Origin of the sequence: Hydrophilobacter chitinilyticus, assembly GCF_049860745.1 — a bacterium.
Taxonomy (GTDB): Bacteria; Pseudomonadota; Gammaproteobacteria; order Burkholderiales; family Burkholderiaceae_C; genus Rhodoferax_B.
On record NZ_CP187561.1, the window covers coordinates 4,951,394 to 4,971,254 of the forward strand.

Annotated in this window: 20 protein-coding genes; 10 read left to right on the forward strand and 10 right to left on the reverse strand. The window is 64.5% G+C overall.

Features of this window, described 5'->3' with window-relative positions; all coding sequences use genetic code 11:
- The first annotated feature begins 44 nt into the window (after positions 1 to 44).
- The 9 genes from ACPWMG_RS22075 to ACPWMG_RS22115 all read left to right on the forward strand — a co-directional run bounded on the left by ACPWMG_RS22075 (position 45) and on the right by ACPWMG_RS22115 (position 9,901).
- Positions 45 to 1,346 (forward strand): 3-isopropylmalate dehydratase large subunit, encoded by a 1,302-nt coding sequence (locus ACPWMG_RS22075; protein ID WP_483301652.1) that lies wholly within the window; start codon positions 45 to 47, stop codon positions 1,344 to 1,346.
- Positions 1,343 to 1,846 (forward strand): LeuD/DmdB family oxidoreductase small subunit, encoded by a 504-nt coding sequence (locus tag ACPWMG_RS22080; RefSeq protein WP_483301653.1) that lies wholly within the window; start codon positions 1,343 to 1,345, stop codon positions 1,844 to 1,846. Before ACPWMG_RS22075 ends, ACPWMG_RS22080 begins: the two co-directional genes overlap by 4 nt.
- Positions 1,843 to 3,552, forward strand: coding sequence for a hydantoinase B/oxoprolinase family protein (locus ACPWMG_RS22085; RefSeq protein ID WP_483301654.1), 1,710 nt, complete (start codon positions 1,843 to 1,845; stop codon positions 3,550 to 3,552). The genes ACPWMG_RS22080 and ACPWMG_RS22085 overlap by 4 nt, the downstream gene beginning before the upstream one ends.
- On the forward strand, positions 3,549 to 5,618 hold the full coding sequence (locus tag ACPWMG_RS22090; protein WP_483301655.1) for a hydantoinase/oxoprolinase family protein: 2,070 nt from the start codon (positions 3,549 to 3,551) through the stop codon (positions 5,616 to 5,618). Before ACPWMG_RS22085 ends, ACPWMG_RS22090 begins: the two co-directional genes overlap by 4 nt.
- Positions 5,615 to 6,247, forward strand: a complete 633-nt coding sequence (locus ACPWMG_RS22095; RefSeq protein WP_483301656.1) for a cysteine hydrolase family protein — start codon at positions 5,615 to 5,617, stop codon at positions 6,245 to 6,247. The genes ACPWMG_RS22090 and ACPWMG_RS22095 overlap by 4 nt, the downstream gene beginning before the upstream one ends.
- Entirely contained in the window at positions 6,244 to 7,674 is a 1,431-nt protein-coding gene (locus tag ACPWMG_RS22100; protein ID WP_483301657.1) for an FAD-dependent oxidoreductase, read from the forward strand. The genes ACPWMG_RS22095 and ACPWMG_RS22100 overlap by 4 nt, the downstream gene beginning before the upstream one ends.
- A complete protein-coding gene (locus ACPWMG_RS22105) occupies positions 7,667 to 8,533 on the forward strand; it encodes an isocitrate lyase/PEP mutase family protein (protein WP_483301658.1) in 867 nt (288 codons plus the stop codon). The genes ACPWMG_RS22100 and ACPWMG_RS22105 overlap by 8 nt, the downstream gene beginning before the upstream one ends.
- Positions 8,534 to 8,669: 136 nt before the next feature.
- Complete coding sequence (gene yidD / locus ACPWMG_RS22110; RefSeq protein WP_483301659.1) at positions 8,670 to 9,068, forward strand: membrane protein insertion efficiency factor YidD; 399 nt, start codon at positions 8,670 to 8,672, stop codon at positions 9,066 to 9,068.
- 5 nt (positions 9,069 to 9,073) lie between these two features.
- Positions 9,074 to 9,901, forward strand: a complete 828-nt coding sequence (locus ACPWMG_RS22115; RefSeq protein ID WP_483301660.1) for a class I SAM-dependent methyltransferase — start codon at positions 9,074 to 9,076, stop codon at positions 9,899 to 9,901.
- A gap of 9 nt (positions 9,902 to 9,910) precedes the next feature.
- Here ACPWMG_RS22115 and ACPWMG_RS22120 read toward each other — a convergent pair whose 3' ends face one another.
- The 4 genes from ACPWMG_RS22120 to ACPWMG_RS22135 form a co-directional block, all read right to left on the reverse strand.
- Positions 9,911 to 10,330: a GlcG/HbpS family heme-binding protein gene (locus ACPWMG_RS22120; protein WP_483301661.1), complete on the reverse strand. Its 420-nt coding sequence runs from the start codon at positions 10,328 to 10,330 to the stop codon at positions 9,911 to 9,913.
- Positions 10,331 to 10,347: 17 nt separating this feature from the next.
- A complete protein-coding gene (locus ACPWMG_RS22125; RefSeq protein WP_483301662.1) occupies positions 10,348 to 11,154 on the reverse strand; it encodes an SDR family oxidoreductase in 807 nt (268 codons plus the stop codon).
- A gap of 96 nt (positions 11,155 to 11,250) precedes the next feature.
- Positions 11,251 to 12,675 carry a dihydropyrimidinase gene (hydA, locus tag ACPWMG_RS22130; RefSeq protein WP_483301663.1) on the reverse strand — a complete coding sequence of 475 codons (1,425 nt, stop codon included), beginning with the start codon at positions 12,673 to 12,675 and terminating at the stop codon, positions 11,251 to 11,253.
- Positions 12,672 to 13,724: an ABC transporter substrate-binding protein gene (locus ACPWMG_RS22135; RefSeq protein ID WP_483301664.1), complete on the reverse strand. Its 1,053-nt coding sequence runs from the start codon at positions 13,722 to 13,724 to the stop codon at positions 12,672 to 12,674. Before ACPWMG_RS22135 ends, hydA begins: the two co-directional genes overlap by 4 nt.
- Before the next feature lie 234 nt (positions 13,725 to 13,958).
- Here ACPWMG_RS22135 and ACPWMG_RS22140 point away from each other — a divergent pair, with 234 nt between their 5' ends.
- Positions 13,959 to 14,639 (forward strand): GntR family transcriptional regulator, encoded by a 681-nt coding sequence (locus ACPWMG_RS22140; protein WP_483301665.1) that lies wholly within the window; start codon positions 13,959 to 13,961, stop codon positions 14,637 to 14,639.
- 19 nt (positions 14,640 to 14,658) lie between these two features.
- Here ACPWMG_RS22140 and ACPWMG_RS22145 read toward each other — a convergent pair whose 3' ends face one another.
- The 6 genes from ACPWMG_RS22145 to yaaA form a co-directional block, all read right to left on the reverse strand.
- A complete protein-coding gene (locus ACPWMG_RS22145; RefSeq protein WP_483301666.1) occupies positions 14,659 to 15,576 on the reverse strand; it encodes an alpha/beta fold hydrolase in 918 nt (305 codons plus the stop codon).
- Between the two features lie 95 nt (positions 15,577 to 15,671).
- Entirely contained in the window at positions 15,672 to 16,064 is a 393-nt protein-coding gene (copM, locus tag ACPWMG_RS22150) for a CopM family metallochaperone (RefSeq protein WP_483301667.1), read from the reverse strand.
- A gap of 120 nt (positions 16,065 to 16,184) precedes the next feature.
- Entirely contained in the window at positions 16,185 to 17,042 is an 858-nt protein-coding gene (gene queF / locus ACPWMG_RS22155) for an NADPH-dependent 7-cyano-7-deazaguanine reductase QueF (RefSeq protein WP_483301668.1), read from the reverse strand.
- Positions 17,043 to 17,057: 15 nt separating this feature from the next.
- Entirely contained in the window at positions 17,058 to 17,969 is a 912-nt protein-coding gene (locus ACPWMG_RS22160) for an alpha/beta fold hydrolase (RefSeq protein WP_483301669.1), read from the reverse strand.
- A gap of 71 nt (positions 17,970 to 18,040) precedes the next feature.
- Positions 18,041 to 18,913, reverse strand: a complete 873-nt coding sequence (locus ACPWMG_RS22165) for a 2OG-Fe(II) oxygenase (protein WP_483301670.1) — start codon at positions 18,911 to 18,913, stop codon at positions 18,041 to 18,043.
- Between the two features lie 35 nt (positions 18,914 to 18,948).
- A complete protein-coding gene (gene yaaA, locus ACPWMG_RS22170; RefSeq protein WP_483301671.1) occupies positions 18,949 to 19,722 on the reverse strand; it encodes a peroxide stress protein YaaA in 774 nt (257 codons plus the stop codon).
- Positions 19,723 to 19,861 lie beyond the last annotated feature (139 nt).

Sequence of the window (19,861 nt, forward strand, 5' to 3'; positions counted from 1 at the left end):
CCAACCCAGCGCCGCCTCATGTGGGCGTGCGCCAGAGCCGCCGCATGAGCACACCCCACACCCAGGTGCCTGAAACCCTGGCCCAAAAACTGGTGGCCCGGGCCAGTGGGCGCGCGCACGTCACGCCTGGCGAGATCGTCAATTGCCAGGTCGACTTGGCGATGTTCCACGACTCCTCCGGCCCGCGCCGCCTGAAGCCCATGCTCGAAGAACTGGGCACCCCCATTTGGGACAAGTCGCGCGTGGTGCTGGTAATGGACCACTACGTGCCCGAACGCGATGACGAGTCGCGCCGCATCGTGCGCATCGCCCGCGAATGGGCGCAAGAGCAGGCCCTGCCCCACGTCTACGACAGCCAGGGCATCTGCCACGTGGTGGTGCCGCAGCACGGCCACATCCGCCCCGGCATGTTTTGTGTGGGCGGCGATTCACACTCGCCCACCGGCGGAGCGTTTGGTGCCTACATGTTCGGCATTGGCAGCACCGAGATGTTGGGTGTGTTGGTCACTGGCGAGATTTGGCTGCGTGTGCCGCACACCGTGCAGATGTTCTGGCAGGGCCAACTGGCACGCGGCGTGGTGGCCAAAGACATGGCGCTCAAAATGATTGGCCAGTTCGGCATGAACGGCGGCGAGTACCAGGCCGTGGAATACGCCGGCTCAGCGGTTCAAGCCTTGTCGATGCAGGAACGCATGACGCTCTCCAACATGAGCGCCGAGCTTGGCGCGCAGGTGGGCTTGATTGCGCCAGACGACACCACAGCGGCCTGGCTAGCCAAAGCCGGCCGCCCGCAAGGCCTGCCCGCATGGGAAGACAGCGCCCGCACCGATTGGTTTAGCGACGAAGGCGCCGCCCTCACCCGCCACACCTTCGACGCCAGCACCCTGGCCCCGCAAGTGGCCGCACCACACAGCCCGGCCAACACCCACAGCGTAGACCAGTTCGTGGGCCAACGCCTCGACGTAGCCTACATCGGCGCCTGCACCGGCGCCAAGCTCGAAGACCTGCGCGCCGCGGCCGAAGTGTTGGCAGGCCACAAGGTGGCGCCCGGCGTGCGCTTGATGGTGGCGCCTGCCAGCCAGCAAGACCAGAAGGCGGCCGAGCGCGAAGGGGTGCTGCAAATCCTGCTCGACGCGGGCGCCGACCTCTTCGCCACCGCCTGCGGCGCCTGCGCGGGTTACGGCGAAACCCTGGCCGACAACACCACCGTGATCTCCAGCACCGCGCGCAACTTCAAGGGCCGCATGGGCTCCACCTCAGCGCAGGTCTACCTGGGCTCGCCCTATACCGTGGCCGCGTCTGCCCTGCGCGGCGTGATCACCGACCCGCGCGAGGTGCTCGCATGACAGCACATCATACGCCCCGAACATGGAAGCTCGGCGCCGACATCGACACCGATCTGCTCGCCCCCGGCCACGCCATGAAACACGGCATTGACGTGATTGCGCAGCATTGCCTGGAGTCGGTTCGCCCCGAGTTCGCCAAACAAGTCCAAGCTGGCGATGTGATCGCCGCTGGCCCCAACTTCGGCATTGGCTCGTCGCGCGAACAGGCTGCCGCCGTGCTGGCGCGTTTTGGTGTGGCCGCTGTGGTGGCGCCATCGTTCAGCGGCCTGTACTTTCGCAACGCGTTCAACCTCGGCCTGTTGCTGCTCACCTGCCCCGAAGCCGAGTTGATTGAAGAAGGCGAAGCCGTCACGCTGGATCTGCAAGCGCCCGCCGTCATCCGCGCCAACGGCCAACGCCTGGCCTGTGAACCCATTCCCGATTTTTTAATGCAGATGGTGCAAAGCGGTGGCTTGCTCAACCAGCTGCGCACCCACTTTGCGAAGGAGCACTCCAAATGACAGACCCCACACCACAAGCTGCGCCACAAGCCGTACCACAAGCGTTAGATCCAGTCACCCTGGCCGTGCTCAAAGGCCGGCTGGAACAGATCGCCGACGAAATGGACGCCACGCTTTACCGCAGCGCATTCAACCCCATCATTGCCGAGGCGCACGACGCCTGCCACGGCTTGTACGACGCGGTCAGCGGCGACACGCTGGTGCAGGGAAAGTCCGGCCTGCCGGTGTTTGTCGGCGCCATGGCGTTCGCCGTGCGCGCCGCCGCACGTGCCGCACAAAGCCGTGGCGGTTTGCATGACGGCGACATCTGGCTGTTCAACGACCCGTACGAGGGCGGCACCCATGCCAACGACTTCAAGCTGGTGCGCCCGTTCTTCCGCAATGGCCAGCTCTACTGCTACCTGGCCTCGGCCGCGCACTGGCACGACGTGGGCGGCGCGGTGCCCGGCAATTACAACCCGGCCGCCACCGAATGCTGGCAAGAAGCGGTGCAGATTCCACCCGTGCGGGTGGTGCGTGGCGGGGTGCTCGACGACGACGTGGTCGCCATCCTCAAAGCCAACACCCGCCTGCCCGACAGCCTGTGGGGCGACTTGAACGCGCAACTCGCCGCGTTAGAGCTCGGCACCCGCCGCCTGAACGACCTGCTCGACGAACACGGCGATGCCCGCGTGCACCAAGCCATGGGCGAGCTGCGCAGCCGCGCCGTGCGTTTGATGCGCTCCCACATCGCCGCCCTGCCCGATGGCCGCTACAGCTTCAGCGACATGCTCGACAACGATGGCGTGAAAGACGTGGCGCTGACCATCGCACTCGACATGACGGTGGCGGGCGAACGCCTCACGCTCGACTTCTCGCGCAGCTCGCCGCAGTGCGCCGGCCCGGTGAACATCTCGCTGGCCACCGCCGTGGCCGCCTGCTACGTGGCGCTGAAGCATTTGTTCCCCGACGTGCCCGCCAACGCCGGTGTGCTGGACGCCGTGGACTTTGTGATTCCCGATGGCCTGGTGATCAGCGCCCAACGCCCGCGCCCCGTGGGCGGCTACACCGAAACCATTTTGCGCATGATCGACGTGATCTTCAGCGCCACCGCACAGGCCGACCCGCGCCGCGCCATGGCGCAGGCCTACGGCACCATCAACGCGCTGTCGATTGCTGGGCACCGGACAGACGCCGCACGCAAAGGCCAGCGTTGGGTGATGTTCAGCTTCTTTGGCGGCGGCCACGGCGGCCATAGCGACGGTGATGGCCTGAGCCACGGCAACGCGCCCATCTCCACCGCCACCATTCCGCCGCTGGAAATTCTGGAAGCCGCCTACCCCGTGCGCTTCACGCAATGGGCGCTGCGCCCCGACTCGGCCGGCGACGGCCAACACCGTGGCGGCCTGGGCGCCGTGTACGAAATTGAGTTGCTGGAAGAAGGCGCCGAGGTGTTTGTCTTCGGCGAACGCGGCAAGGCCGCCCCCAAGGGCATTGCCGGCGGCAGCGAGGGCGCGCGCAACGTGTTCGAGTATGAAAACAAGGGCGAGTGGAAAACGCCACCCATGGTCTCCAAGATGCTGGGCATTCGCCTGCAACGCGGCGAACGGGTGCGCCTGCAAACCCCCGGCGGCGGCGGCTACGGCCAACCGGCTGAGCGCAATGAAGCCGCGCGCCAAAGTGACCTGGCAATGGGTCTGGTCACAACATCAAAGGAAAAGGCATGAGCCCCAAAGAAGCTAAGCAAGACGGCCGCTACATCGTTGGTGTGGACGTGGGTGGCACGTTCACCGATCTGTTTGTGTTGGATGAAAGCAATGGCAGCGCGCGCATCGTCAAGGTGCCGTCCACGCGTGGTGAAGAAGCGCGTGGCTTCATGAACGGCGTGCAGCGCGTGGCAGATTCCGCCAGCGCCATCGCCACCATCGTGCACGGCACCACCGTGGGCACCAACGCCCTGCTGGAGCGCAAGATTGCGCGCACCGGCATCATCACCACACGCGGCTTTCGCGACGTGCTGGAAATGCGCCGCCGCGACCGCCCGCACACCTGGGGCCTGCGCGGTGAATTCAAACCCGTGGTGCCACGTGACCTGCGCCTGGAGGTCGACGAACGCGTGTTGGCCGATGGCAGCATCCACACCCCGGTAGACCTCGACCAGGTGCGCCAGCAAGCGCGTGCGCTGCTTGAAGCCGGTTGCGAAGCCGTGTGTGTGTTCTTCATCAACACCTACGCCAACCCCAGCAACGAACGCGCCGCCGTGGCCGCCGTGCGCGAACTCTGGCCCAACACCCACGTCACCGCCGCCAGCGAAGTGCTGCCCGAAATTCGTGAGTTTGAACGCTGCTCCACCGCCACCCTCAACGCCGCATTGCAGCCGGTGGTGGGCAGTTACTTGGAGCGCCTGGAAGGCGACTTGCGCACCCAGGGTTTTGCCGGTGAGTTGCTCATCGTGCAAAGCAACGGTGGCGTGATGTCGCGCCAAACCGCGTGTGATGTGCCGGTGCGCACCGCCTTGTCGGGCCCGGCCGCAGGCGTGATGGCCTGCGCCGCCATTGGCAACGCGGCGGGTTACCCGGACGTGATCACGGGCGACATGGGTGGCACTTCGTTCGATGTGTCTTTGGTGCACAAGGGCGAAGCCGCGCTGGCCGCACAAACTTCCATCGAGTTCGGCATGGTGGTGCGCTCGCCGATGATCCAGATCGAGACCATTGGCGCCGGTGGCGGCTCCATCGCATCGGTGGATGCCAGCGGCATGCTGCAAGTGGGCCCTGAATCGGCCGGCAGCATTCCCGGCCCAGCCTGCTACGGCCGGGGCAACACCCGCCCCACCGTGACCGATGCCAACGTGCTGCTCGGCCGCATTGCCGCCGACCGCCCCTTGGGTGGCGGCCTGCTCGCCGCCATGGACGCCGACAAGGCCCGCCTCGCAGTGCTTACCCATGTGGCCACACCACTGGGGCTGGACGTGATGGCCGCCGCCGAAGCCATTCTGACCGTGGCCAACGCCAAGATGGCCGGCGCCATCCGTGTGGTGTCGATCGAGCGCGGGCACGACCCACGCGCCTTTGCCTACATGCCGTTTGGCGGTGGCGGTGCGCTGCACGTGTGCGCCATGATGCGCGAAGTGGGCGTGGGCACCGGCATCGTGCCGCGTTACCCCGGCGTGACCTCGGCCCTGGGCTGCGTGATGGCCGACATGCGCCACGACGCCGTGCAAACGCTGAACAAGGCTTTGCCCGACCTGGACATCACCGACCTGCGCCAGCGCATTGCCGATGTGTCCGCCAGTTGCCAACAGCGCCTGGATTCGGCCGGTGTGGCGTTTGTGAAGGTGCAAGAGATCATTGCACTCGACATGTTGTACGCCGGCCAAACGCACACCGTGCAAGTGCCGCTGACGCTGGAACAGGTCAGCACCGATGGCATTCGCGCCGCGTTTGAAGGCGTCTACCGCACGGCCTTTGGCCGCGTGTTGGACGGCATTCCGGTGCGTGTGATGAACCTGCGTTACGCGCGCATTGGCGTGCGCCCCAAGTTTGACCTGCGTGTGTTGGCGCCCGAAACCAAAGCGACCGACAACACGCCGCCCACACCCGTGGGCACACAGCAGGTGTTCCACAACGGCCAGTGGTGGAGCGCCGCACGTTACCCGCGTTTGGACTTGCCCGTGGGCACCGAAATCCACGGCCCAGCCATCATGGAGCAACCCGACACCACCGTGTGGCTGGAACCCGGCTTCTCCGCGACGGTGGACGCCTTGGGCAACCTGCTGGTGCGCCGCGTATGAGCTCGCACACCATGCACAACATCACCCCCAGCAAAACGGCGCTGATCATCGTTGATCTGCAAAACGACTTTCTCGCGCCCAACGGTGCCTACGCCCGTGGCGGTGCGGTCAGTGCCCCGGCGCTGGAACTGCCGCCGCGTGTGGCACGTGTGGCACAAGCCCTAAAGGCCGCAGGCGGGCTGGTGGCGGCCAGCCAGTTCACGCTCTGGCCCAACGCCCAAGGCGAACCCATGATCGCGCCGCACCTGCTGTCCCTGCGCCCGTTCTTGCGCCGTGGCGACTTCGCCCCCGGCAGCACCGGCCAAGCCAACGTGCCCGAGATTGCGCCATGGGTCGATGTGGCCGTGAGCAAAGTGGCCTACTCGGCCTTCTTCAACACCCAACTCGACTGGGTGCTGCGCCACGCCCACATCGACACCGTGGCCGTGTGCGGCATCGTCACCAACGGCGGTGTGGCCAGCACCGTGCGCGACGCGCACATGCGCGAGTTCCACACACTGGTGTTGTCTGACGGCTGCGCTGCCTTCAAGCCCGAAGTGCACCAGGCCGCGTTGACCGACATGGGCACCGTGGCCGATGTGTTGACCTGCGACGACTTCATCGCCTCGCTGCAAAGCCCAACCACATGAGCACGCCCACCATCCAACGCGCCAATGCCCTGCCGGCCACGGTGCCGCAAGATGCACACACGCCCGTAGTCATCGTCGGCGCGGGCGCCTGCGGCCTCACCGCCGCGCTGATGTTGCATGACGCCGGTTTCGACTGCGTGGTGCTGGAGCGCGACGCGGCACCCAGTGGCTCCAGCGCGTTGTCGTCCGGCTTTATTCCTGCGGGCGGCACGGCGTTGCAAAAGAGCTTGGGCATCAGCGACAGCGCCACCGCGTTTGCCGCCGACATTCAAGCCAAAGCGCACGACACCGCCGCCCCACACTTGGTGGCCGCGTATGCCAATGCCATCGCCCCCGCCATCGATGCGCTGCAGCAGCGCCACGGCATTCCGTTTGTGGTGCTGGATGGATTTTTGTACCCCGGCCACCACGCCCGCCGCATGCACGCCGTGCCCGAGAAAACCGGCGTGGGTTTGATGACGCGGCTAGAGCGCGCCGCCGTGGCCGCCGACATCCCCATCCTCACCGAAGCACTGGTACGCGAACTCTGGATCGACGACCAGGACACCGTGCTCGGCGTAGGCTACGAGCGCCCCGATGGCACGCTGGAGCACCTGCGTTGCGACGCCGTCATCCTGGCCTGCAACGGCTTCGGCGGCAACGCCGCCATGGTGCAAGAGCTGCTGCCGCAAATGCGTGACGCCATCTTCGCCGGCCACACCGGCAACGACGGCAGCGCCATCACCTGGGGCCAGCAACTTGGCGCACGCCTGGCCGACTTGGGTGGCTACCAAGGCCACGGCTCGTGGGCCATTCCGCAAGGAGCGCTGGTGTCGTGGGCGTTGATGATGGAGGGCGGCGTACAGATCAACACCCAAGGCCAGCGCTTCCACGACGAAACCCAAGGCTACTCAGAAGCCGCCATGCAAGTGCTGGCCCAACCCGGCAGCGTGGCGTGGAATGTGTTTGACGGCCCACTGCTCGACCTGGCGCACGGTTTCCCCGATTTTTGCGATGCCGAAGCGGCAGGCGCCGTGAAGACCTGCACCGATGTGGCCGCCCTGGCGGCCGTGATCGGCTGCCCTGTGGACGCATTGCAAGCCACACTCGACAGCGTGACCACGGGCACCACCACAGGCACCATAACCAACGGCAGAACCTTCCGCCGCCCACTCCAAGCCCCGTACTACGCGGTGAAGGTCACCGGCGCCTTGTTCCACACCCAAGGCGGGCTGGACATCGACGCGCAGTGCCGCGTGCTGCGCGCAGACGGCACGCCCTTCCCCAACCTGCTGGCCGGTGGCGGTGCCGCACGTGGCGTATCGGGCAACGCCGTGTGGGGCTACTTGTCGGGCAACGGTTTGCTCAGCGCCGTGGCCGGCGGCTTCATCGCCGCAGCCTCGGTGGCCAAGGTGCCACAACATTTAAAGGAGCCACAACATGGCTGAACTCTCCCCCCTGGCCCAACGCTTGGGCCCCGGCCAAATGGTGTTGGCCCCCGGCGTGTACGACGCCCTCAGCGCCCTGGTGGCCGAGCAGGCTGGCTTTGAGGCGCTGTACTTGTCGGGCGCATCCATCGCCTACACCCGCCTCGGCCGCTCCGATGTGGGCCTGACCACCTACACCGAAGTGGCCGACACCTTGGCGCGCATCACCGAACGCGTAAACCTGCCGGTGATCGTCGATGCCGACACCGGCTTTGGCAACGCTCTCAACGTGCAACGCACGGTGCGCGGCTTTGAACGCGCGGGCGCGGCCATGGTGCAGATCGAAGACCAAACCTTCCCCAAACGCTGCGGCCACCTCGACGGCAAAGCCGTGGTGCCCGTGGCCGAGATGACCGGCAAACTCCGCGCCGCCCTCGACGCCCGCACCAGCCGCGACACCCTGATCCTGGCGCGCACCGACGCCGTCGCCGTAGAAGGCCTGGACGCCGCCCTAGACCGCGCCGAGCAATACCTCGCCTGCGGCGTAGACGCCTTGTTCATCGAAGCCCTGCGCACACCCGAGCAAATGGACGCTGCCTGCCAACGCTTTGCGCACCGCATTCCGTTGCTGGCCAACATGGTGGAAGGCGGCAAGACGCCGGTGCAGAGCGCGGCCGAGTTGCAGGCGCGCGGCTTTCGGATTGCGATTTTTCCTGGGGGCACGGCGCGTGCGGTGATTCACACTTTGCAGGGCTACTACGGCAGTCTGCGGGAGCACCAGACCACGGCCCCTTGGCGGGATCGGATGTTGGACTTTGATGCATTGAATGAGGTGATTGGGACGCCGGAGTTGATGGCGGTGGGCAAGCGCTACGAATGATCGGAGAGCCGATCTAAAGAGCGATTCAAGTGCATTTTTTCGTCACGAGGACTGGGCACATTGATCGGCTTTTCGTTGATTTAGCGGGTTGGCTTGGATAGCATGGCTCAAGCCGTCCCGTCTAAAGGTTCACCAAATGCGCTTTCTCGCCCTGGCTGCAATCAGAGGGTATCAACGCTACATTTCTCCATACAAGGGCTTTTGCTGCGCCTATCGCACTTACGCAGGCCGTGCCAGTTGCTCGGCACTCGGCTTTCGCGCCATCCAACGCTACGGCGTTTTCTCTGGCATTGAACTCATCAAACAGCGCACCGCTCTGTGTGCCGCTATGCATCGCAGTCAACTTCATAGCCAGATGCTCAATCGACAACGCGGCGTATGTGACCTAAGCTGCGATCTGCCATGCGATGGGCCGGACCTCTCGGACACCTGCAACTTTCTCAATTCTTGCAACTGCAGCGGCTGTGACTGGCCCAGCCGAAGAAAAAATGATGATCTGAAGTACGTCGACATTTCCCCCCAGACCCGAAGGTGAACATCATGGCGAACACATCTTCCAGCCCCCAAGCCTTCTCTGGCTCCATCGCCCAGTTCTACGAGCAATACCTCGTCACGCTGATCTTCGAACCCTACGCGAATGATCTGGCGCGGCGCATCACGGCGCTCCAGCCCTCAGCCGTGCTGGAAATCGCCGCAGGTACCGGCGTGGTCACGCGCACGCTCGCCGCGCAATTGCCAGCCCAAACGTCCATCATCGCCACTGATTTGAGCCAACCCATGTTGGACCACGCCCAGAGCATAGGCACCACACGCCCGGTGACGTGGCAGCAAGCGGATGCGATGCGCCTGCCGTTCGCAGACGGCAGCTTCGACGTGGTGGTGTGCCAGTTTGGCGCGATGTTCTTCCCCGACAAGGCGGTGGCCTTTGCCGAGGCTCAGCGCGTGTTGCGGCTAGGCGGTACGTTCTTGTTCAACGTGTGGGACAGCATTGAAGACAACGTCTTCGCCGAATGTGTGACACAGGCCATGGCGGAGCTGTTCCCGGCCGATCCGCCTCGGTTTCTGGCGCGGCTGCCGCATGGTTACTTTGACGATGCGGTGATTGCCGACGCGCTTTTGCGCGGTGGCTTTGCTGGGCCGATCACGTTCGATACCGTCACAGTACAGAGTGTGGCCGACTCGGCGCGCACGGTAGCCGTGGCCTACTGCCAGGGCACGCCGCTGCGCCTTGAGATCGAGGCGCACGACGCCAACATCTTGCCGCGCGCCACCGATGTGGCCGAAGCTGCGCTGCAGCAGCGGTTCGGTACAGGCGCCATCACCGGAAAAATCCAGGCCCGCGTGATCACGGCTACGCGCGAGGTCTAGCCACGGCAGTTACGGCAGGGCGGCCAAAAAAGCCGCCACCGCCGTCTGCGCAACTTCAAGGTCTTGGTCGCCCGTGCCAGAGCCCACACCGATGCCGCCGATCACCAGCCCGTTCACCACGATAGGCAAGCCACCCTTCAGGTTGGTGACCTTGCCGCCGGTAGCCAAGGCGAGTTTGGTTTCCACGCCCTCGGGTACTTGGCCTGTCGCCGTGCGGCTGGATGCGGCTGTCATGGCCTTGTTGGTGGCAGATTGCTGCGACAGCAGCTTGGCGCCATCCATGCGCAAGAACGTCAGCAGGTTACAGCCGTCGTCAACGATGGCGATGCATTGCGGTTGGCCCATGGCTTGTGCTTTGGCCACAGCGGCGTTGAGCATCAACAGGGCACCTTCGTGCGTGAGTTTGAGATGTGGGGTGGTAAGGGGCATCAAGGTTCTCCAAAAAATCAAATGGAACGGATGTTGCCACCATCACAACGCAACATGGCGCCGGTGATGTACGCGGCCGGCGCGCTGGCGGCAAACGCGGCCAGGGCGCCGAACTCGGCCGGGTCGCCATAACGCCCCATGGGGATGCCGCTGGTGGAGCGCGCGCGCACCTGCTCGGGCGTGAGGCCTTCCTTGGCGGCGATAGCCTCGTCGGTCAGTTGCACACGTTCGGTGTCAATGCGGCCGGGCACCAAGATGTTGGCGGTGATGCCGTCGCGCGCCACTTCGGCCGACAAGGTCTTGGACCACGGCACAAGCGCGCTGCGCAAGCTGTTGGAAATGCCCAGGATGGGCAGCGGCTGCACCACGCCGGATGAAACGACGGTGAGGATGCGGCCCCAGCCGCGCTGGCGCATGCCGGGCAAGAGCAGATCGGTGATGGCGATCACGGGCAGCACCATCTCTTCAAACGCTGTGCGCCAAGCCTCCACGCTGTGGCCGCTGGCGCCGCCGTAGTCGGGGCCGCCGGTGTTGTTGACCAGGATGTCGATGGGGCCGAAGTCGGCCGTCAGCTTTTGCACAAAGGCCGGCAACTCGGCCACCTGGCCTAGCTCCAGGGCAAAGCCCGCCATCTGCACCTCCGCATGCCCGGCGGACGCGGCTTCGGCCTGGAGGTCTGCAGCCGCCTGTGCCAAGCGGGCCGTGTCGCGCCCGGTGAAGGCCACGTGTGCGCCTTCGCAGGCCAAGGCGCGGGCAATGCCCTGGCCGATGCCGCGATTGCCCCCGAGCACCAGGGCTCGCTTGCCGTTCAGTCCCAAATGCATGATGCGGGTTTCCTTATCACTTCGTTCGTGGTGGTCTTGAAGGGGCGCGCAACATCCGTGCCGCAACCTTTTTGTTGAGCCCAATGGACGCCAACTTTACGGCGCGGCCCTCATCGGCACTCCATGCCGGCCACGGCGCAAGAACTGCCCATGGCCTACCGGGCCGTTGAGCACGCCGTCGTCGCACACCAATTCCCCGCGCACCCACACCTGCGTGGGCCAGCCCGTGATCTGCATGCCTGCGTAAGGCGTGTAGTCCACGTTGTGGTGCAGCATGGCGTTGTCGATGACGGTCTTGCGTGTTGGATCCCATAACGCGAAGTCGGCATCGGCGCCCACGGCGATTTGCCCCTTGTGTGGCATCAGGCCGTAGATGCGCGCGGGCGCGGTGCAGCACAGTTCGACAAACTCGGCCAGCGTCAAACGCCCGGCCATCACGCCTTCAGAAAACAGTAGCGGCATGCGCGTCTCCAGACCAGGAATGCCGTTGGCGATGAAGCGGAAAGAAGCACGCGGGCCGTACTTGAGCTTGCCCGATTCGTCGAAGCGATACGGCGCATGGTCCGACGACACCAGCGACAAGGCGCCCGACTGCAGCCCACGCCAGACGAAAGGCGCGTTCTCCTTGGCGCGCGGCGGCGGGCTGCACATGCACTTGGCGCCGTCTTCGGCGTGCAGGTCGTCGGTGCTCAGGAACAGGTACTGCGGGCAGGTCTCGGCCACGATGGGCAGGCCGCGCGCGCGGGCTTCGGCGATCACGTCGATGGCTTCGCGACCCGAGACATGCACCAGAAGAATCGGCGCCCCCACCAGTTCGGCCAAGGCCACCGCGCGGAAAGTCGCCTCGCGCTCCACCAGCATGGGGCGCGACTCGGCGTGGTAACGCGGCGCGGTCTTGCCTTGCCGCTCCAGGCGGTCGGTCAACCACAGAATGCAGTCGAGGTTTTCGGCATGCACCATGGTGAGCATGCCGCAGTTGTGGGACGCGTCCAGCACCTCCAGAACTTGGTGATCCGACAGGCGCAGCGCCTCGTAGGTCAGGTAGATCTTGATCGAGGTGTAGCCCTCTTCCACCAGGGCTGGGATCTCGTGCTGCAGCACATCGTCCGTCGGGTCGGACACGATGATGTGAAAGCCGTAGTCGATGTGCGAGCGCCCCGTGGCGCGTGCGTGGTAGACCTGCAGGGCATCGCGCAGCGACTGGCCCTTGAACTGTGGCGCAAACGCAATCAGGGTGGTGGTGCCGCCGAACGCGGCGGACCGGCTGCCGCTTTCAAAGTCGTCGGCCATCTGTGCGCCACGGGCGGCGCTGCCCGGGTTGGGTGGCTGGTCGATATGGCAATGCGCATCCACACCGCCCGGCAGCAGCCACTTGCCGCTGCCATCGAAGCGTGTGCGCCCACCGTCGATGCGCTCGGCCAGCGCGGCGATTCGGCCACCGCGCACGCCCACGTCGCAACGCACCAGGCTTTGGCCGACAAACACCTCGGCCCCATGGACCACGCTATCGAAGTCGTTCATTGCGGCAGCTTGCGGTCGGCCGCAGCGGGCAGGAAGTGGCCGTCGTAGACGCTGGCGAGTGTGGGCTTGAGCGGCAGCTCAAACGCATTCACCACGGTGTCGATCTGGCTGGACAGGCGCGCCGCGTCGACAGCACCCAAGCCGCCCGCACGCGTGGCGGCACTGCTGATCTGGTTGCGCAACAGCCACTGGAGCTTTTCGGTCTCTATCGGTTTGTTGACCAGCGGGTCGCGCTTGGCCAGCGCTTCAATGGCGGCTGCTGGGTCGGCCAAGGCATCGCGCCAGCCCATGGCCGTGGCTTTGACAAAGGCCTCAACCACCTTGGGCTGCGTGGTCAACAGCTTGCGCGAGACCATCAGCGCGTTGCCATACAGATCGAGCCCAAAGTCGGCGTAGCGCAGGAACACCACCTCTTCTTGCTTGACGCCCATGGTCTTGAGGTTGAACCACACACTGGAATCAAAACCCGTGACCGCATCCACATCGCCGCGCGCCAGCACCGTTTCGCGCACACGGATGTCGACATTCTCGATCTTCACCTTGGACGCGTCCACGCCCGCACGCTTGATGAAGGCCGGGAACATGCGGTAAGCACCGTCGCTCACCGGGCCGGCCACCTTGTGGCCTTCAAGATCCATCGGCTTGGTGATGCCGCTCTTCTTCAGTGCCACGATGGACAGCGGGCTGTTAGCGTAGAGCATGAGCACCGCCACCGGCGCTTGCTGCGGGTTGCGTGCGGCAAACTCGATCAGTGAACTGGTGTCGGCAAAGCCGAAGTCGTAGGAGTTGTTGCCCAATCGGCTGAGCACGTCGCCCGTGCCGTTGGATGAATCAAGAGTGACGTCCAGCCCCGCAGCCTTGAAGTAGCCGCGCTCTTGCGCGAGAAACCACGGCGCGTTGGAACCGTCGGGCTTGTAGTTCAGCGAGAACTTGACGGCGGTTTGCGCGCAGGCCACGCCGCTGGCCAGCAGGGCCAGGGTCATGGTGGTCGCAAGGCCCAGGCGGCGGGCCCAGCGGGTGGGCAAGCGAGTGGAGATAGCAAAGGGCATGGTGCAATCCTCAGGTGATTAGGTGCGGGTCGTGAAGAGCTTCGCGAGCCTCGCCATACGACTTGCAACCGCCAGGCCAACCAAGGCATTGGTTCATATAAATCAATGCGTTAGCATTCGATTTCGCGCAATCTGTTTGCTCAATTGCGCAGACTGATCGCTCTCCGCACCATTTCGGACGGGCGAACTGGCACCAATACTGCATCGCTTTCGCACCACCCGCACCGAACCCGCATGTCCGCCGACGCCACCACCGAAGAAGACGTTTACCGCCAACTACACGCCGCCATCGTCGACCAGCGGTTACCAGCGGGCAGCCGGCTCACCGAGACCGCGCTGTCAGAACTACTCTCGGCCTCGCGCCGCCACGTCGACAAGGCCCTGCTACGCCTGGCGCAAGAGAAGCTGGTGCGCATCCGCCGCAACGCCGGAGCCTGGGTGGCCGCCCCCACGCTGCAAGAGGCGCGCGAGATCTACGGGTTGCGCGTGATTCTGGAAGAGGCCGCCACCCGGCGCACCTGCGAAGTGTGGCGCCCCGATGGACTCCGCGCGCTCAAGGCCAACCTGGCGGCGGAAGAAAATGCCCACCGCTCGCGCAATCTGCGCGAAGCCATCCGGCTCAGCGGCGAATTCCACGTGCTGCTGGCGGACCTGTCTGGCAACTCAGAGCTGGCACGGGTGGTCGAGCAACTGGTGGCTCGCACCAGCCTGGTGACACAGCTCTACGCCAACCCCGAGGGACTGGGCTGCTGGCACAGCCAGCACTATGAACTGATGGACGCCATCACACAACGCAAAGCCGACCAGGCGGCAGCGCTCATGCGGGCGCATTTGGTGGAGCTGGAAGAGTCCTTGCGTGTGACCGCACCAACGTCTCGGCACCATGAGTTGGCGATGGCGTTGCAGGTTCGCTGAGCCAGTACACAGGTGCGGATCAGACCTCCCGGTCGAGCACCCGTAGCAGTGCCGCATCAAACCGCTCGGGCTGCTCGAACTGCAGCCAATGCCCGGCGCCGTTGATGAACTGCAAGCCACGGAAGTTGGGCGCGACGGACAGAGCTTCTTCCAGCGCGTCCAGCTTGCCTTGGTACAGCGCGTCGTGCAGGCCGTAGAGGGCGGTGACGGGCAGGTGGATTTGCGTCAACGCCTTTTTGAGGGCGTCGGTATAGGCCAGGCGGCGGCCGGGCATGCGGTCGCGGCCGACGTTTCCGGTGTGCACGGCCAGCGCCAGTGGCGTCAACGCATCGGGGTTGTACAGCATCAGCGCCAGGAGGTTGTAGCGGTGCATGGCTTCGATCTCGGCCGGGTCGCTCAGGTGGCGCCAACCGCGCAGCCGCACGGTACGGTGCGAAGACAAGCCGAGGCCGGGAGCACCAGCAATCACCAGTTGGCGCAACAGCTTTGGGTGCGCAGCGGCGAGGAGGCCGGCCGTCATGCCGCCGAACGAAAAGCCCACCAAGTCAAAGGGCACACCGCCCAGCAGTTGTTGCAGGCCAGCAGCCAACGGCGCGACCAAAGCGTCAGCGTCATGACCATCGAAAGGCAAGGCTGAATCGCCAAAGCCCGGCAGATCAGGCACCCAGACGCGGCGGCCGGTTTGAACCAAGGGGGCGATGTTGCGCACCCAATGCGTCCAACTGCCGCTGCCGCCGTGCAACAGCACAAGCGGTGGGTGCTGAGTGTTTTGCGGGCCCCAGGCATGCCAGACGACGTTGCCGTCGCCGCACGGCGTTTCAAAGCGTTCGGCGCTGGCCTGGAGTTGGGTGATGAGAGAAACGTCGTCGGCTACGGCGGATGACGCGGATAAGGCGGAAGACGGTGGCAAAAAGGATGGAGCAGATTCGGCAGACATGCGCCGGTTATACCCGCTGGGGCGCGGGCCTTGGTGCGAGGGCTGTACGCCCCACCCCTCAAGTCAACTTCACATCACCGCGTCATCTTGCAACGTCACTTCACGCCATTCTTCGCCTGCCATTGCTTCATGAATGCAATCTCGGACTCCTGCGCCTTGATGATGTCTTGCGCCATCTTGCGCAGCTCGGGGTCTTTGCCGTGTTTCAACAGCACCTGGGCCATGTCGACGGCGCCTTGGTGGTGGGCAATCATGTGCGAGACGAAGTCTTTGTCGGCGTCGCCGGTGTAAGGCACGCTCATGCCCTTCATCATCTTTTCGTCGCTTTGCAGGTAGGCCTTGGTGGAGGGGCTGTTGCTGGCAGATGCTGCAGGAGCGCCGTGGGCGCCGTGGTCCATTTTCGGGGCGGCTTGTTGCGCGCTTGCGCTAAAGGCGGCCATCGTCAGTGCGCCAGCAGCCAGGGTTTTGAAAAGGGGAAAGGTATGCATGAGATTGAATCCTGAGGTTGCGAACGAGGGTGATCTATCTTCATGCTTTCCCCCATGGGAAGGTCAAGCGCGCCTACGTAAAAATGCCCCTGGTTTGCAGGGGCATTGGCTAGGCTGGACTTACTGCCGCGCGGTGCGGATGTTCGGCGGCAACGCACCGGGGTGGCTGGTACGGAAGGGGTTGATGTCGAGCCCGCCGCGCCGCGTGTAGCGCGCGTAGACGGTGAGCTTGATGGGTTTACAGCGGCGCCACACTTCCATGAAGATACGTTCCACACACTGTTCGTGAAACTCGTTGTGGTTGCGAAAGCTCACGATGTATTGCAGCAGCCCGGCCTGGTCGATCTGCGGGCCGCTGTAGCTGATTTGCACGGTGCCCCAGTCGGGCTGGCCGGTGACCAGGCAGTTGCTTTTCAGCAGGTTGCTGGTCAGCACTTCGGTCACGGGGGCTTCGTCAAAGGCCGCGGTGAGCAGCTCGGGGGCGGGGCTGTAGTGGATGCATTCGAGGTCGAGGCGGTCGAGGCTCAGGCCGTCGATTTCGTGCACCGGTTCGCGGTCAAATTCTTCGGGCAGTACCAGGCGCACACCCACGGTGGACGGGCGATCGCTGCCGCGCCACACGGCTTCGCTGATATCGGTGCGCAGGCGGTCGCGCACGGCTTGGGCATCGGCAAAGCGGGTGTTGTTGAAGCTGTTGAGGTAGAGCTTGAACGATTTGCTCTCCACGATGTTCGGCGTTTCGCACGGCACGGTGAAGTGCGCCAGCGCCACTTGCGGCTTGCCCTTGGTGTTCAACCAGCTCAGTTCAAACGCCGTCCACAGGTCGGCGCCGAAGAACGGCACTTTGCCCCTGCCTTCGGCCTCGATGCCGATTTCGGCCCGTTTGGTGGCGCGCGGAATGGGGAACAGCAGCGAGGCGTCGTACTGGTCGATGTAGGCGGAGTTTTTGCCTAGTTGGGATTGCTCTGGGGTGTTCATGATGGGCTCGAAAAACTAATAAGGGGTGTGCGCCTGATGCGCTTGAAGGTGCGGCAGCACGGCGTTCAGCACCAGCGGCACCACGGGGTCGGGCAGGTCGTGGCCCATGCCGTCGATCATCACAAAGCGCGCACCGGGAATGCGTTTGGCGGTGTCTTGCCCACCGGGCAGCGGCACCATGCCGTCTTGGTTGCCGTGCACCACCAACGTGGGCACGGTGATGCGTGGCAGGGCGCGCGCGCGCGCGGAGTCGCAGCCCACGGCCACCAGTTGGCGCAGCATGCCGTTGGGGTGGTGGCTGCGGTCGATGGCGCGGGCGGCACGCTCGCGGATCACGGCTTCAGGCACGGGGTAAGTCTTGCCGGCAATGGCTTGCACCACGTGCACGGTTTGCTCGATTTGCGCTTCGCGGTTGGCGGGCGCGCGTTGCATCACCACGCGCATCACGTCGCTACTGGGCAACGGCAAATGGCGCGCGCCGCTGCTGCTCATCACACTGGTGAGGCTGAGCAAACGCTCGGGCGCGGCCAATGCCAAACGCTGCGCGATCATGCCGCCCATGCTGACGCCGAGCACGTGGGCGCGCCGCACGCCGAGTGCGTCGAGCACACCCAAGGTGTCTTGCGCCATGTCGCTCAGACTGTAGGGCGGCAGCACCGGAAAGCCCAGGCGCAGGCGCGTGGCCGTCCACATCAGGTTGGGCACACGCAGGTGGTCGAAGTGTTGGCTCAGGCCGATGTCGCGGTTGTCGAAGCGGATGACGCGGTAACCAGCATCCACCAACTGTTGCACCATCAGTTGCGGCCAGGCGATGAGTTGCATGCCCAGGCCGTGGATCAGCAGCAGCACCGCGCGCTCGGGCTCTCCGGCCCGCGCAGGGCCAGAGTCCTCGACTTCGATGTCGATGCCGTTTGCTTTTATTTTCATAGCTGCTTCCGCAGATCTAGCAAGCGCTGCGGGCACTTTTTTCTTAAATCATTGAAGCGGGCACGCGTTCATCAAATGAACTCGCGCTCGCGCATCCACTTCGTTGCGACCCACTTTTCGCCAGTGATCACCGGCGCGCCGCCGTGCAGCGTGCGGGTGGTGGGGTGTGCGCGTTCGTAGCTGAAGAACACCGCACTGCCACGGATGGGCGCAACGTTGAAATGCACGTCGGGGAACACGGTGTCGCCGCCCTGCTCGGGCGTGTTCAGGTACATCACCAACGTGCCCACGCGTTGGCCACCACGGCGCAGGATGGTGGGCGTGCCGGGCTCGCCGGGGTCGAAGTAATCGTAGTGCGGCTTGTATTCGGCGCCGGGCCCGTAATGCAGCACCTGCAGGCCTTCGCCGTTGACCAGCGGCCAGTTGAGCATGCGGGCGATGCGCGCTTCGATGCGCGTGATCAGGTCGCTCTCGCCCCGGCTGAAGAACATGCCTTCGCTGGTGCGGTCGGCGTTGAGTTCTTCGCCGCCGGTCTTGGGGGCCACGGTGAGCGAACGGTTCAGGCGCGGGTTGGCGGCGGCGATCAGCGCCTCGCATTCTTCATCGCTCAACACATTGCCCAGCACCAACAAACGCGGCTTGTGCATGCTGCACAGCACTTGTACCTGGCGGTCGCCCGCGTCGATGATGCGGCCGCCTTCGGGCAAGGTGGGCTCGGGCACGGGCACGCCGGGTGCGAGTTGGGCTTCTTCTTTTTTGCCCTTCAAATGCTCCGTCAGCGTGGACTCCATCGCCAGGATGGCCACGTCTTCCGTCCAGCCCGCGTCCCGCATCGACTGCAAGATCACCGCAGCGGTGTAGCCGCTCTCCGCCTGGTCAACGATCCATTGGCGCAGTTGCGGGGTGATGGCTTGTGTGGACGGCTGGGACGGCGTTTGGGTCATCGGCAAATGGTGAGCAATAAGCGGTCAACGGTAGATCAAGCGGCCTTGCGACGGAACACCAGTCGATCGGGCTGCGAGACGTTTGCAGCAAAAGCATAACCTTCCAGGTCAAAAGCCTCCAGTTGTTTGGGTAAGGTGAGGCGGTGCGTGATGGCATAACGCGCCATCAAACCACGCGCACGCTTGGCCATGAAGCTGATGATTTTGTACTGGCCGTTCTTGAACTCTTCAAACGCGCACTCGACCACACGCGCTTTCAGCACCTTTTGGTCTACCGCCTTGAAATACTCTTGCGAAGCCAGGTTGACCACCACCGGCGACACATCGGCGCGCAGGCGGGTGTTCAGGTGTTCGGCAATGGTGCTGCCCCAGAACTTATAGAGATTGCTGCCGTGTGCATTGGGCAGCTTCGTGCCCATCTCCAGCCGGTAGGGCTGCATCCAGTCGAGCGGGCGCAACACGCCGTACAGGCCGCTCAAGATGCACAAGTGCTCTTGCGCCCAGGCCAGGTCTTCCTCGGGCATGGCGCGGGCGTTCAGGCCGCCGTACACATCGCCATCAAAAGCCAGGGCGGCCTGGCGCGAATTCTTGGCCGTGAACTTAGGGCTCCAGGCCTGGTAACGCGCCACGTTCAGCGCCGACAAGGCATCGCTCAAGTGCATCAGCGAGGCGATTTGTTGGGGCGACTGGGTTTTCAGCAGCGCGATCAGCTCGGTGGACTGGGCCACGAACTGCGGCTGGGTGTGGGGCACTTTGGCGATCGGGGTGTCGTAGTCGAGCGCTTTGGCGGGGGAAACGAGAAACAGCATTTGAAATGTGAGAGGTCTTTGGTTCGGGCGATCGTATCGGTTGATCTTAGGGGAAGCGGATTGCGGCCTGGTTTCGCTGCCGAAATTGACCTAAACCACCTCCATGAATTACGATATGGTTAATTGATTTATTATTAGT